The 12,537-nt window shown below is 66.2% G+C and carries 9 protein-coding genes and 3 pseudogenes; 3 read left to right on the plus strand and 9 right to left on the minus strand.

All coding sequences use genetic code 11. From position 1 onward, the window contains the following. Positions 1-19: 19 nt before the first annotated feature. Positions 20-339: pseudogene (locus ACGFIV_RS31135) on the minus strand (transposase family protein); the annotation flags it as partial. Between the two features lies 1 nt (position 340). Next, a pseudogene (locus ACGFIV_RS31140) lies at positions 341-473 on the minus strand (transposase); the annotation flags it as partial. Between the two features lie 359 nt (positions 474-832). Between ACGFIV_RS31140 and ACGFIV_RS31145 the strand changes: the two are divergent. Together ACGFIV_RS31145 and ACGFIV_RS31150 are read left to right on the plus strand one after the other, a co-directional pair. Beyond that, positions 833-3,982, plus strand: a complete 3,150-nt coding sequence (locus ACGFIV_RS31145) for a DEAD/DEAH box helicase (RefSeq protein ID WP_392838421.1) — start codon at positions 833-835, stop codon at positions 3,980-3,982. Between the two features lie 27 nt (positions 3,983-4,009). Further along, positions 4,010-4,588: a restriction endonuclease gene (locus ACGFIV_RS31150; protein WP_392838422.1), complete on the plus strand. Its 579-nt coding sequence runs from the start codon at positions 4,010-4,012 to the stop codon at positions 4,586-4,588. 438 nt (positions 4,589-5,026) lie between these two features. On the opposite strand, the gene ACGFIV_RS31155 is transcribed toward ACGFIV_RS31150, so the two are convergent. The 7 genes and pseudogenes from ACGFIV_RS31155 to ACGFIV_RS31185 form a co-directional block, all read right to left on the minus strand. Then, entirely contained in the window at positions 5,027-5,869 is an 843-nt protein-coding gene (locus ACGFIV_RS31155; protein ID WP_392838468.1) for an ImmA/IrrE family metallo-endopeptidase, read from the minus strand. 81 nt (positions 5,870-5,950) lie between these two features. Continuing rightward, a pseudogene (locus ACGFIV_RS31160) lies at positions 5,951-6,196 on the minus strand (helix-turn-helix domain-containing protein); the annotation flags it as partial. Next, entirely contained in the window at positions 6,183-7,007 is an 825-nt protein-coding gene (locus ACGFIV_RS31165) for a hypothetical protein (RefSeq protein WP_392838423.1), read from the minus strand. The gene ACGFIV_RS31165 and the pseudogene ACGFIV_RS31160, both read right to left, overlap by 14 nt. A 177-nt stretch (positions 7,008-7,184) precedes the next feature. After that, complete coding sequence (locus ACGFIV_RS31170) at positions 7,185-7,607, minus strand: tyrosine-type recombinase/integrase (protein ID WP_392838424.1); 423 nt, start codon at positions 7,605-7,607, stop codon at positions 7,185-7,187. Positions 7,608-7,869: 262 nt separating this feature from the next. After that, the gene (locus ACGFIV_RS31175) at positions 7,870-9,261 is read right to left on the minus strand and encodes an XRE family transcriptional regulator (protein ID WP_392838425.1); all 1,392 of its coding nucleotides are present in this window, start codon (positions 9,259-9,261) and stop codon (positions 7,870-7,872) included. Between the two features lie 57 nt (positions 9,262-9,318). After that, positions 9,319-10,188, minus strand: coding sequence for a phosphotransferase enzyme family protein (locus ACGFIV_RS31180; RefSeq protein ID WP_392838426.1), 870 nt, complete (start codon positions 10,186-10,188; stop codon positions 9,319-9,321). Further along, entirely contained in the window at positions 10,185-11,399 is a 1,215-nt protein-coding gene (locus ACGFIV_RS31185; RefSeq protein ID WP_392838427.1) for an XRE family transcriptional regulator, read from the minus strand. The genes ACGFIV_RS31180 and ACGFIV_RS31185 overlap by 4 nt, the downstream gene beginning before the upstream one ends. A 324-nt stretch (positions 11,400-11,723) precedes the next feature. Between ACGFIV_RS31185 and ACGFIV_RS31190 the strand changes: the two genes are divergently transcribed. Beyond that, complete coding sequence (locus tag ACGFIV_RS31190; RefSeq protein WP_392838428.1) at positions 11,724-12,473, plus strand: ATP-binding protein; 750 nt, start codon at positions 11,724-11,726, stop codon at positions 12,471-12,473. Positions 12,474-12,537: the final 64 nt, after the last annotated feature.

A 12,537-nucleotide genomic window follows, 5' to 3' on the forward strand; every position in this document is an offset into this window, starting at 1 on the left:
GATCATGGAGCCTTTTTCATCATGAGTAGGGGTCAGCTTCTAGGGCGTGCAGGACGGGATGGCCTGCACGATCGTGGTGGCCAGGCGAGGGCAGCAGCGGAGCTGGTTAAAACCTTCCACGCCTTCAAGGTCGCGATGGCGCGTTCGCCTAGAGCGCGGATGCTCGCGTGCGCTCGGTTGACGTCCTTCTGAGCGCGTGACAGCCGCGGCCGATGCCGGTGGCGTTTGAACGGGGTCCGAATGGTGCCAGCCGCCCTTGTCCGCGAACGTCATCACGATCCCGTTTGCCAAGGCGTCGATAAGGAGAGGAGTTCGGGCAGCGGTCAGATCGTGTGCCGTGTAGGAAGGTCAGCCAGCTGGCGCCGTCCTCGGCCGAGGACGCCTCCAGCCCGAGGATCTCCCGGTTGCCATTGTGTTACCGCAGTGGCGACCTGCACGTGCACATTAACGATCCGGCCGTCTTCTCGCACCTTCCGGGGGCACGCCGTCATCAGCTTCGGCGTTCGGTCCGGTGCGCGCGGATGAGGTCGCCAGGCGGACCAGGGTGCGGTTCGACAGCGGGATCACGACAGGGTAGGACAGCAACGAGACTCCTGGTTGGGGCATCGGATCTTGGTAACTGCTGTCTTACGGGAGTTTCACCTTCTCGCAGCCATCCTGCCCTGCACCATCAGCATGATAATGCCTCATTGATTTCGTTCACTGATATCGTTGGCCACTGTCGCTCGATCCGAGTGCCGCCTGACTGGTGGTAGGTCGGCACGTCGGGAGCGCGGCCGAGCACAGCTTTCGCCGGAAACGGTACGAATTACTTTCACATCGTGAGGCGTGAATGCCGGGTAGCCCGGCCGCGGCTTCGGCGCGGCAGTTCCATGGTCTTTTCGTAGGTATCAACCGGTACCGCTCCAAGTCGGTGCGGCGGCTCGCATCGGCGTCACGTGACGCGAAGGCGCTGCACGCCCTTTTCTCCGACAATCTTGGCGACACCGACACCGCGTTGCTGGTGGACCGGGACGCCACCCGCGACGCTGTCGTGGCTGCTCTCGTGGAGCTCCAGACCCGCAGCACGTCCGAGGATGTCGTGGTCATCTCGTTCTCCGGGCATGGCAGCACGACTCACGAGTTGGTCACCTACGACGCCGACCCGAACGACCTGCCCTCGACGTCGTTGCCGCTTGACCAGTTCACGGAGTTGGTGAGCGCGATTCCGGCCCGGCAACTGGTCGTGGTCTTGGATTGCTGCTTCGCCGGAGGTGCGGGCGCGAAGGTTCTGAACGCCCCGCTGGTGCCCCGCGGTGGCCTGCACGGCTTGCCGGAGTCCACGGACGCACGGTTGGAGCGGATGGCGGGGACCGGGCGGCTAATCCTGGCCGCGGCGACCGGCGAGCAGGAGGCGTGGGAGGACCCTCACTTGGGGCACGGGCTGCTTACCTATCACCTTTTGCGGGCCTTGCTGGGCGCGGCGGCCGGGGACGGCGGGCAGGTTCGCCTCTACGACCTGCTGGCGTTCGTGACCCGTGAGGTCAAGGCGAAGGCATCCGGCACGGTGGCCGCCGAGCAGGATCCGAGCCTGCGCGGTCAGATGGACGGGGAGTTGCTGTGGCCGGCGTTTACCGATAGCGGCCCGCTCTATTCGGCGCAGTTCCCTTCGCCCGTGCTCGCTCCGGTCACCCGTGACCTCGCGAGCCTGCGCAGTCACGGCATCCCGCAGGTAGTTCTGGACATCTGGGCGGCGCGCATCGAGAAGCTCAATGATCTTCAGGTCGACACGATCAACCAGGGGCGGGTGCTCGCCGGAGCGAACGTCCTGGTGGCGGCTCCTACGTCCTCCGGCAAGACCATGATCGGGGAGCTCGCCGCTATCCGCACTGCCCAGGTGGGCGGGCGATCGGTGTTCCTGCTGCCGACCCGCGCGTTGGTCAACGAGCAGTACGCGAGGTTCTCGCGCACGTACGAGCCGATCGGGTTGCAGACCATCCGGGCCACGGGGGAAACCGCCGACGATGTGCCAGCGCTGCTGCAGGGGCAGTTCGACCTGGCTGTGCTGACCTACGAGAAGTTCACTGGTCTGGCCCTGGGTAACCCGCACCTGCTCAAGCTGCTCTCCGTCATCGTCATCGACGAGGTTCAGACGATCGTCGACTCTGGCCGTGGCGCCTATCTTGAGTTCCTCCTCACTGTGCTCAAGGCGCGCCGTCCTGAAGGTGTCGCACCGCAGGTCGTCGCGCTGTCCGCGGTGCTCGGCGACCTCGGTGGTCTCGAGAGCTGGCTCGACGCGAACGTCATCGCCCGGACCGAGCGGCCGGTGCCGCTGCTCGAAGGGGTACTCGGTCCCGATGGGATCTACCGGTACGTCGATGCCGATGGCGAGGAGGCATCCGAGCAGCTCATCGCGCCGACCGGGTGGACGCAGCGCAACCAGGAATTGATCATCCCGCTGGTGCGCAAACTGGTGGGCGCGGGTCAGCAGGTCATCGTCTTTCGGAGCACTCGGGGGGCGGCCCGCGGCTGCGCTCGCTATCTTGCGCAGAGTCTGAGCCTGCCGGAAGCGAAGGCGGCGCTGGAGGGCCTGGCGGGCGGCGACCCCAGTGCCGTGTTGGCTGACCTGCGCCAGTGCCTGACCGGTGGGGTCGCCTTCCACATCTCCGACTTGGCTCGGGATGAGAAGATCGCCATCGAGGACCAGTTCCGTGCCCCGGACAGCGGCATCCGGGTGCTGGTGTCCACCACGACGCTGGCCCAGGGCGTCAATCTTCCCGCCGAGACCGTGATCATCGTAGAGCTGGATCACCCGACCGGGCCGACCCAGACAGCTCCGTATTCGGTTGCCGAGTACAAGAACATCGCCGGGCGGGCCGGCCGGCTGGGGCTGACCGATGGGGGCCGCGCCGTATTGATCGTTGGCGGCGGCATCGACGGCGACCGCCGATGGCGCGACTATGTGCTGGGCAAGCCGGAGGATCTGCGGTCTCAGCTGCTGGACCCCGAGCAGGATGTCGCGACGTTGTTGTTGCGCGTCGTAGCGGTCGCCTCGCGACGCGAAGGCGTGGCGGGCCTGAGCGAAGCCGACGTCATCGCGTTCTTGTCCAACAGCTTCGCCGCGCACCAGCAGCGGCTTGCGGGCGCACCGGATCCGTTCCCCACGGCAACCGTCTCCGCTGTTCTTGACGAACTTGTCGAGGCCGGACTGCTGTCAACCGGTCCGTCCGGGATCGAGCTGACCGAACTTGGGACCTACGTGTCCCAGAGCGGTCTGCGTGTCGTGTCCGCCGCGCGGGTCGCCCGTACCCTGCGTGCTGTGCACCCGAGCGCACTGAATCGCGTCACCATCATCGCTGCGGCCCAGCTGACCGACGAGGTAACTACTGCTCGGCCTCCGGTCAATACAAAGGGATGGCAGAAGGAGCAGACGACCTATCTCGGCGAGTTGCAGCGCCACGGTATCGCCGGACCCGTGCTCGCAGCTATGCCCGGCCAGGAGCGCAAGACGGCCGCCGAACGGGCCAAACGGGCTGTGGCCTGCATGATGTGGATGGGCGGCGTCCCGATCGGCCACATTGAGCGGCAGCTCATGGTGCACATGCCGAGGAAGGACGCCGCCGGCGTGACCCGGGCGTCTGCCGACCGCACGCAAAGCGTCGTCGGCACCGTCATCGACATCGCCCGTTGCCTGCATCCCGAGGCCTGCCTCGACGACCTCGCTCGCCTCCTGCCCGTCCAGCTCGAATTCGGCATCCCGGCCGAATTGGTACCGCTGGCTCAGCGTGCCGGTGCCGCGCTCGACCGGACGGACTACCTACGGCTCGCGTCCGAGTCGCTCACCGACCCTGCCGCGATCCTCGATGCCGACGACGACGTCCTGCTGCCGTGCCTCAACGGCAATCGCAGCAAGCTCCGCGTGCTGCGGGAGGCCGCGCGGACTGCCCGTGACGGCGACGACAGCACCGACTTCGTCGACCTGCTGCCCGCCTCCACCGACTAACTCCTCACCGAAAGCGAGCACCTCACCATGAGCGACGATTCCCCGACCGCGACTGCCGCAGCGGACGAGGAAGATCATTGGCCATCGTTCGACATCACGCCGAAGGCATACGAGGAAGCGGTCGCCGCGATCGCCAAGTCGATGAACCTCGACCTTATCGGCTGGGAGGTCAAACACCTCGATCCGATCGAAGGCCTGGACGGGACCTACGTCATGGATGTCACGGCGCGCTTCCAGTTGGCGGGCATGGACTTCCTCATCCTGTTCGAGTGCAAGCGCCACAAAGACCCCGTCAAACGCTCCGACGTCCAGGTGCTGCACACCAAGCTCCAGTCCACGGGCGCCCAGAAGGGCGTCGTGGTGGCCGCCACCGGCTTCCAGAGCGGTGCCCTCGAATTCGCTGGAGCCCACGGCATCGCTTGCGTCCGCTTGGTCGACAACGCCTGGACATACATGACGCGCCACACCACAGCGACCACCCCGCCCGTCCTCACCGGCGCGTACTCCGGCTACGCGATGACGCCCGACGGCGACGAGGACTACGACTTCACACTGCTCACCGGCAGCGTCGACAACTCGCGGGCGGCGTTGATCATCCCGGCCTAGGCAGGGGCTTCAGAGGCTATGCCGTGCCCGACGACGTCATCGACACTGCGCATAGCCGATCACCATCTGCTGGTGAGCGATCCGAGACAACAACTCGGCGGAACCTTCGCGGGGCCAGCGTGAGGTTCCTGGAGGATCTCCTCCAGCCTATCCGCGACCCAGATCTGGCGAGTCGACCCGTCGTGCGTGTAGTCAATGTCTACATCGCTGAAGAACTCGGTGAGGAACGAGCTGCTGCGGTAGAGGAAAACGTCGACTTCTGAGGGAAGTTCCCGCAGATCATGTCAGCGATCTGCATCACGGTCTGTCGTTTGAATCGCAACTTCCGGCTCCTGCTCACTACCAAGTGCTGTTGGCTTACCTGTTGCTGCATCGGGCCACTGGAGATTGGGTGCGCAGGGACCGGGACGCCTCGTTCGAACACCAGATCGTGCGTTCTTAGACGAGCCGCAGGGTGGGCCGGGTGTCGGCCTCACCGAGTAGCAGCCTCAATCGAGGGATCCGCCATCTGAGTTCGCGAGCTAGCAGGCTATAGCTGAGCCCGTGGGTCTCAGCCAGCGCAAAGGCTTTGGAGAGCAGGCAGGGGGTCTCGCCCGGATAGTTGGCGACTGGTTCGGGAACTATGAGACCGAGCTTTTCCATCTGATTGATGCGCTGGTAGGCGCGGCGTGCGGTGGCGTCGGACAGCAGACCCAGTTCTCTGGAGCGGTAGATCAGCGACATGACCGATACCCCCCAGGTCCTGCTGACTTCACTGAGCGCGATGAAGTCGAGTTTCGTCGGCAAGAGCGGGCGGATGATATGGCGGGGGGTCAAAAGCTCGGCGGCGAACAGATCGGCTTCTCGCTCCTGCTGATGGTCACCGGGTGCAGTGTCGCCGTGCATCAGCAGGTGGCCGAGTTCGTGGGCGGCTGTGAATCGGTGCCGGTAGACGTCGTCAGCCCTGTCAGGAGTGAGTACCACCAGGGGCCTGGGGAGTCTCGAGGTGGAGAAGGCATCGATACGCGGGGTGTCGGCGCCAGCGAAGGGTACGAGGGTGACGATCAGGCCGTGATTCTCCAGGGCCCGTACCAGGTGCGGAATGGGATCTTCGCCAAGGCCCCAGTGAGAGCGAAGCGCTCGGGCAGCTTCGATGGGATCGCTCGGAAAGCCGTCGTGTTGAATCTCGCCTCCACTGAACCCGGGGAGGTCTACCGGAGGGAACTGGACTCGTTTCTCCAAGGCGTAGGCCAGTTCCCACGTCTGCTCAACGAACGCTATAGCCTTCGCGCGCTGAGCCACGCGAGTGGATCGCAGACTTCGGAAGTGTGCAGCTGAAGCATCCACCTGAGCATACGGTCGTCCGAGGGCAAAGAAGTCGATCGGGACGTCCAGCACTTCCGCAGCGCGTTGCAAATGGTCTGGACGGGGGGGCGTGGTGCTCGCTTCCCACTGCCCTACAGCAGCGGCGCTGATCCCAATCTGCTGGGCCAGTGCCGACTTCGTGAGACCCGCCAGGTGTCGCGCCTGCGTTAGGCGTACCGGGTCGAACGCCGCCACAACGTCCGTCGATGTCGGGCTTGGACCCTCGCTAGCGAGCAGAAGTCGGAGCTGTTCAGTGCTCCTCATCGGTTCCAGTCTCTATGGTCGTTTCCTGCTGTTCGCTGTCCACGCCGGTCAGCGGGGACTTGGGCATCAGGACTGGCTCGGGCATAGGGGCATCGTCGAACCGGCGAGCGGACGAACTGCTTCCACCGGTCGGCGCGACAGGACGAAGTGGAGATGGCTGCCCACTGCCCGCGTCTCCCCCGGCCTCGCCGGGGGCCGCCATGGGGAGAGGTTCGTGGTGCGTCCACTTGAGATGGCCGTCCTCATCAGCCTGTGCAGCGTCGCCCCACTCAGCGCTCAGGATGCCTGAACGTGGGTTGCTCGCATAGGCGACAAAGACCACCCGTACGACCTCCGCGAGCCGGCGAAAGTCTTCCCTGGACTGCTCTTCGTCGGCTTCGAGTTCATCGTCGGCGGCAAAGAACGAGTCCAGTGTGAGCTGCTCCTCGTCCGGGGGCTCGGCGAGGGCGAGCAGGGCGCGCCGCACGTCGGACAACTCCATCCGCGCGTACTCCAGCGGGACTCGGGTTCCATCGGAGTACCGCCAGGGGTAGAGCACGACGTTGCCGATCATCGCCAGCTCGTAGCGGGCACCTTTCGGCTTGAAGACCCGTGCCCCATCGAGCCCTCGCAGACGAGCGACCAGTTCCTCGTGCTGAGCCAGCCAGATCAACCCGTATGCCTCGTTCGTCTTGAGCCCGAGCCCGAGATGACCCTCGAGTGCCCGCCTGTGCGCGCCCCATAAGGCTGCGGGGATCTCTCGCCGAAGGATGCCGGCGGCGTCACCAAACCGCTCCTGCGCCCATGCAGATGGCCCATCTGGTGCAGTCACGCCAGCTCCGTCCAGTCGCCCGCCGCTTAGGATTTGAGCGGCAATCAATAGATATCACTTTAGTTTTCTGCGCGTCTAGCTCATCGTCACGGCGAACCATGGGAGGGGCGGAGATCTTCGACGCGGCTGGCGGTGACGTCATCGGATGGGTTGGCCGGCTCCGAGCGGGGTCAGCGGTCAAGACCTGCTCGACGACGGCGACGTTCTCGGCGGCTCCAGAACGGAGGTACAGGGCAGCCGGCCGCGCTGTCCGGTCCACAAGCGGGCCGGTGTGGGTGCCGCGCTCATCGAGCCAGGCAGCGAGTTGCTCGCGGCGAGCGATGGCAGTGGGATGGTACGGACTTCGCCGCCTTTGCCGTGCAGGCGGATGTATCCGGTGCGGGCGGCAAGAGTGACGTCTTCGGCCTCGAGCGGTGCGCACTCCTCGACACGGGCGCCGATGTACAGCAGGACGGTCACGATGGCGCGGTCCCGCACACCGCGGCGGGCGGCGGCGCGTTCCACCCGGCCCTGCTCGGTGCGGGTGAGGGTGTCGGGCTCACCGGGCTTGGGCACCCGGGCGCGTTTGACGTCGATGTGCCGCCCGATCTGGGCGCACATGAGCGTGGCGGCCAGCGCCTGGTTGATGGAGGCGGGGCGGCCTTGGCGGTCATCAGGTGGCGCCGCCAGGCGGCGACAGCGGCCTCGGCGCCGACCACGTCGGCGTAGGCGTCGTCGTGCTCGGCGGCGCGGCCGGTCAGCCAAGTGATGTAGGCGGTGGCCTGCCGCTTGTAGGCCTTGACGGTGTTGGCGGACAGCTTCCACCGGTTGAGGTGGCGGTCGACGGCGGCCAGGGCGTTTCAGGCAGCAGCAGCCCTTGCTCTCAAAGAGATATGGGCAGACCGTACGCGGCGGTTTCGATGGTGAAGCCTTCGATCATGTCCATCAGTGCGGTCGTATCCTGGGCCGAGATGGTGGCGAGCGAATTGCGGATCGCTTTTACCCGCTTCAGGATGCCTTCCACACGCCTGTCCGGTGAGAGGGGGAACACTGGCGTCAGAGCCTCGGTCACTCCGTCGATGTCTCCGGCGAGTAGTCGGGCAGCAGCGAGATCGACTGACGTGCTCGCCTCGGCGGCGTACCAGCGGTGCTCGGCGGGGGCACTACGATATAGAGCTAGTGCTCGTTCGCACTCTGCCGCTGCTTCCATACCCAGTCCCACGCTCAAGTAGGAGGAACCGGCGCAGAAGGACTGTCGCGCCCCATCGAAGCCGAACTCCCCGCCCACGCCGTCGTGCAGTTCAGTTTGGGGTCCCCGGGCATCCTGAGCATCAAGGATTGCCTGGCGGGTGCCATCGACGTCTCCCAGCAGAGCGGAGGCCCGTGCGGCGATGCTGAGTAGTCGGACACGGGTCGTGCCTTCGGGGGCGATCGTGAGGCCGCGCTCGACCAGTTGCAGCGCCTGGGCGGGGCGGCCTGCCCAGAATTCCACGCAGGCCAGCAACCCGTCCGCCCATGCGGTGAGTTCGTTGTGGCCGATGACCTCGCCGTATACACGTGCTGCCCGGGCCTGCTCCGACGCCGCGTACGCATAGCCCAGGTCGAAGCTCGCGCTTCCCAATAGGCCGCATACCTGGCCGGCCACCAGGTACAGATCGCGTTGCTGTGCGGGGCGGCGTGTGCGGTCGATCAGGCGGTACACGCGGTTCCGGACCCGGGTGAGTTCTCCGAAGAGAGGTAGCGGCGGCGCGTGAACGTAGGCCCGAGCCAGCCGGGTGACGTCTTCGCTGAGCTGTTCCAGGGCGTTCGGGCCGATGGCGGCGGCTTCGGTTTCGGCGGCGTGGTCACTCGACTCGCTGGCAGCACTCATGATCAGCTCTCGTTCCAACGCGGGGGCTGTGGTCCGCAGGCCTGGCGTGTAGTCGGTGGCGAACCCCAGCTCCACTGGGCCGGTCCGGAAGAGTCGGCACAGCAGATCCAGGTAGTCCGCACCAGGGCGATGCCCGCTCTCCCAGTCGAGCCACGATCGCTTGGTCAGTCCTCGGGAGCCGAGCCCTTGCTCGTCGCACATTCGGCGCATCGCTTGGACGGCCTTTTCCGCGCTGCTCCACCCGCTGGCCAGCCGGAAGCACTTCAGCGAATGGTGACCACAGCACTGGCTGATCTCGGCCGCAATCGCGTGAAGCAGTGTGATCGGCGGAGGATTCGCTGCACGGGCCAGGCGGAGCATGCGGATGCGCTGTGCGCACTCGGCGTCGTGTCCAGGCTTGGCCATGTCGGGGCTCCAAACGGGATCGACTTCAACGCTACGTCACGCAAGGTAAGCCCGCAGCTATTCGTAAGGGCTCCACCGATCGTCACCGAACCCGCGTAGGTTGGCGATCCTGCGCCCGAACTCCCGCGCGATGGATGGCCGGCTCGCCAGCGCGGGCAGGACGCCGGTCAGCATTACCAATTCGCGAGCCTGGCGAAGCACCAGGAACGCCTCTGCGGCGGTCACGTCGAAGCCATAGGCCGCCAGGAATTCCTCGGTGGACGGGTGGCCGAAGCGCAGCGTGTTCACCGCGGTGGGGACCAGATCCCACTCGCGCGGTCCGTGGCACACCTGATCGAGGTCGGACAGGACGACCTCCTCACCGCGCCAGAGAAGGTTGCCGACCCAGGCGTCCCCGTGGATGAGCCCGTACGGCAAGGCGTACTGGTTCGACGGCAGTTCCTGCTCCAGCCGGTCACACCAGTCCAGCAGGAAGCGACGGTCCTCTCCGCGCAACACTGCGCTGGCCGCCTGCAGGCTGTTGCGGGCGTCGGCTACCGGATCCCAGGCCGGCAGGGGGAAGGGCGGCGCCTCACTGTGTAGGAGTCGCAGGAGAGGCACGAGTCGTATGGCTTCAGGCGATTGCGGCGGCTGAGGATAGTACTCCCAGAAGGTGGCGACCTGCCCCTCTGCGACGATCGCCTCCGGAACGTCGGGATGGAGTCGTACGGCGGGGAACCCGATGCTGTCGAGCCAGCGCGCCACTCGGACCGTCCGCCGAGCTCGGGCCTGGGTCTCCGCGGAGGAGACACGGGCCACCGCACCAGCGTGCGGAAGGTGGAAGACGACGTTCGCGCACACCCGGATCAACCGGGCGTCTCGGCCGTCAAGCCCGGCTGCCTGACAGAGGCGGTGCAAAGTGGATTCCCCGGCTAACACAACCTTCATCGTGGCAGCTCGCGAGGGAGTGAGGGTACGTGGAACTGCTCGATGCGCTCCACAAGAGCACGCGCTTGCGTGCAACCACGGAACCGCAACTGGCCGTTCACCTGGCGGCGCACGCCGTCGAGCCGCTGAGCGAGGCCGTCGATACGGTGGTGTTCGGGCAGTTCCAAGATGGTCGTCAACACGATCGCGGCGGCGTCCAGATCGCCGTTGAGCAGATGCCCCACGGCCAGGTCCGAGTACGCGATCGCCTCGTTTCCGTAGGCGCGCAGGTGCGGCGGTCCCGATTGGTAGAGCCTGATGGCCTGCTCCGCAAGCACGATCGCACGGGCAGGATCACCCAGGTGGATGTAGGCGCTGGCGGCGAGATAGGAATGCTTGGCCCGGCCAAAGCCGAACTCGCCGCCAACGTCGTCATGGATCTCGTCCCGGACATCTTTCTGGTCCCAGGCACGGCTGAGCGCCCGCAGCGCCTCCGGCTCCGCCCCGGCCGCCGCCGAAACGAGCGCTTCGATGCTGGCGAGGCGGGCGGACGCGGTGGCACCAGGCGCGTACCGCTGACCGTCCCGCACAAGATCCAGCGCCTCCCTGGTAGAGCCGACCCAATAAGCGATCATCGCCTGCAGGCCCCGCACCCACGCTCGCAACGCATGGTGGTCGATGATGGAGGCATAGGTCCATGCCGCTTTCGCCTGAGTCTTCGCCGCCGCCGGGTTACCCAGGTCAAGGCTCGCGTTGGCGAGCAGACCGCAGAGCTGGCCGGCGAAGAGCATGAGCTGAGCGGCCTCCCCAGGACGTGTCCGACCGTCCAGGAGCGCGAAGATCTGTCCACGTAGCTGGAGCATCCGGTGAAACAGCGGCAGTGGGTCGGCGTAGACGTACTCGGCCGCCAGGCGGCGGATCTCGTGGTGGGCGTGCTCCAGGGTCACCGCGCTCACGTCCGTGAGCTGGGTGGTGGCGGCGTGCGCCAAGGACTCGCGCGCCACATCCGTGACTAGGGCTCGCTGGTCGATCCGTGGCGAATCGGGCTCGCCAGGTGGGCAGTAAGAGCGCGCGAACCCGAGCCGCACCGGCCCGGTGAGGAACAGGCGGCACAGGAGGTCCTGGTAGTCAGCGCTGGGCGGGTGTGCCTGCTCCCACTCGATCCACGACCGGTCGGTCAGCCCGCGCGGGCCCAGCCCTTCGCGCGCGCACATCTCATGGAAGGACTCCACGGCTTTCTCAATGGTCCACCCTCTGGCCAGGCGGTACGCCTTGAGAGGTGAGTGACCGCAGCAGGAACGTATCGCCTCTGCGAGCACACTGACGGGCACGCCAGGCCGCTCCGCGCGGATCCTCCTGGCGCAACCCAGATCGTGACCAGGCATATACCGACGGTAAAACAGCGAACCCCGCCAAGGTGTGCCGTCACCAGTGTGGATTCGCCGCACCTGACATGTGAATCCGCCGCACCAGTAGGCGGAGAGCTCTCGCTACTACCGGTGCGTCGATTCGGCGATGGTTGAGGCCCCCGAGACAAGACCATCGAAGGAGGCGTCGTGGCAATCCTTCTCCGGCAGGAGTCGACGATCATCGCCGCCTGGCCCTTGTGCGATGACCCGCGCGCCGCGGCCCAGGCCAGACGGCTGATCAGTGGCACGCTTACCGGTCTTCGCATACTGCCGAATCTGGTGGAGGACGCGGTCCTCATGGTGAGCGAGCTGGCCGGAAACGCGGTGACGCACGGCCGCGGGCCCTTCGAGCTGGTCGTGCGTTCCGGGCAGGACGAGCTCTACATCGAGGTCGTCGACAGCAGCCTCGTCAGCCCGGTCATGCGTGCGCCCGACGCGGAAGCGGAACACGGACGCGGGCTGGCCATCGTCTCCGAGCTGACGAAAGGGCGGTGCGGTTTCCGCGTCACCGCCTTCACAACTCAGGAGGGCCTGGATGGCAAGGCCGTCTGGTTCGCGATCCCGATGTGTCACCCCTTCCCGAGCCCCCGCCGATCCAGTGAGGGGAATGTTGTGACGATCGACGGGGAAAAGCCCGGGGCCTGGCTGCAGGAGCTTGCCACCGAACTCGAAAGCCGCCGTTTCTCGGCGCAGTTGCGCGTCCGGGACGGCAGGCCGCCGTTCCTTACCGTGATCAACCTGGCCGCCACCGTCCTCTCGGAGACGGTCTACGTGGCGACCGACGCGGCCGGAGAGTGTTGCTTCTACTTTCCCTGGCCGGGACGGATCGCCCCTGTCAGCGACGTCATGGCCGCAGCCGACCGCATCGAGCGCGTTCTCGCCGAGATCGGCCGGTAGCCCATCGCCGCCCCGCCGATTCGCTCCATCAATCCGCACCCATCCCCGATCGGTTCCGATCCGA

It is taken from the genome of Sphaerisporangium sp. NPDC049003, assembly GCF_043197795.1.
Taxonomy (GTDB): domain Bacteria; phylum Actinomycetota; class Actinomycetes; order Streptosporangiales; family Streptosporangiaceae; genus Sphaerisporangium.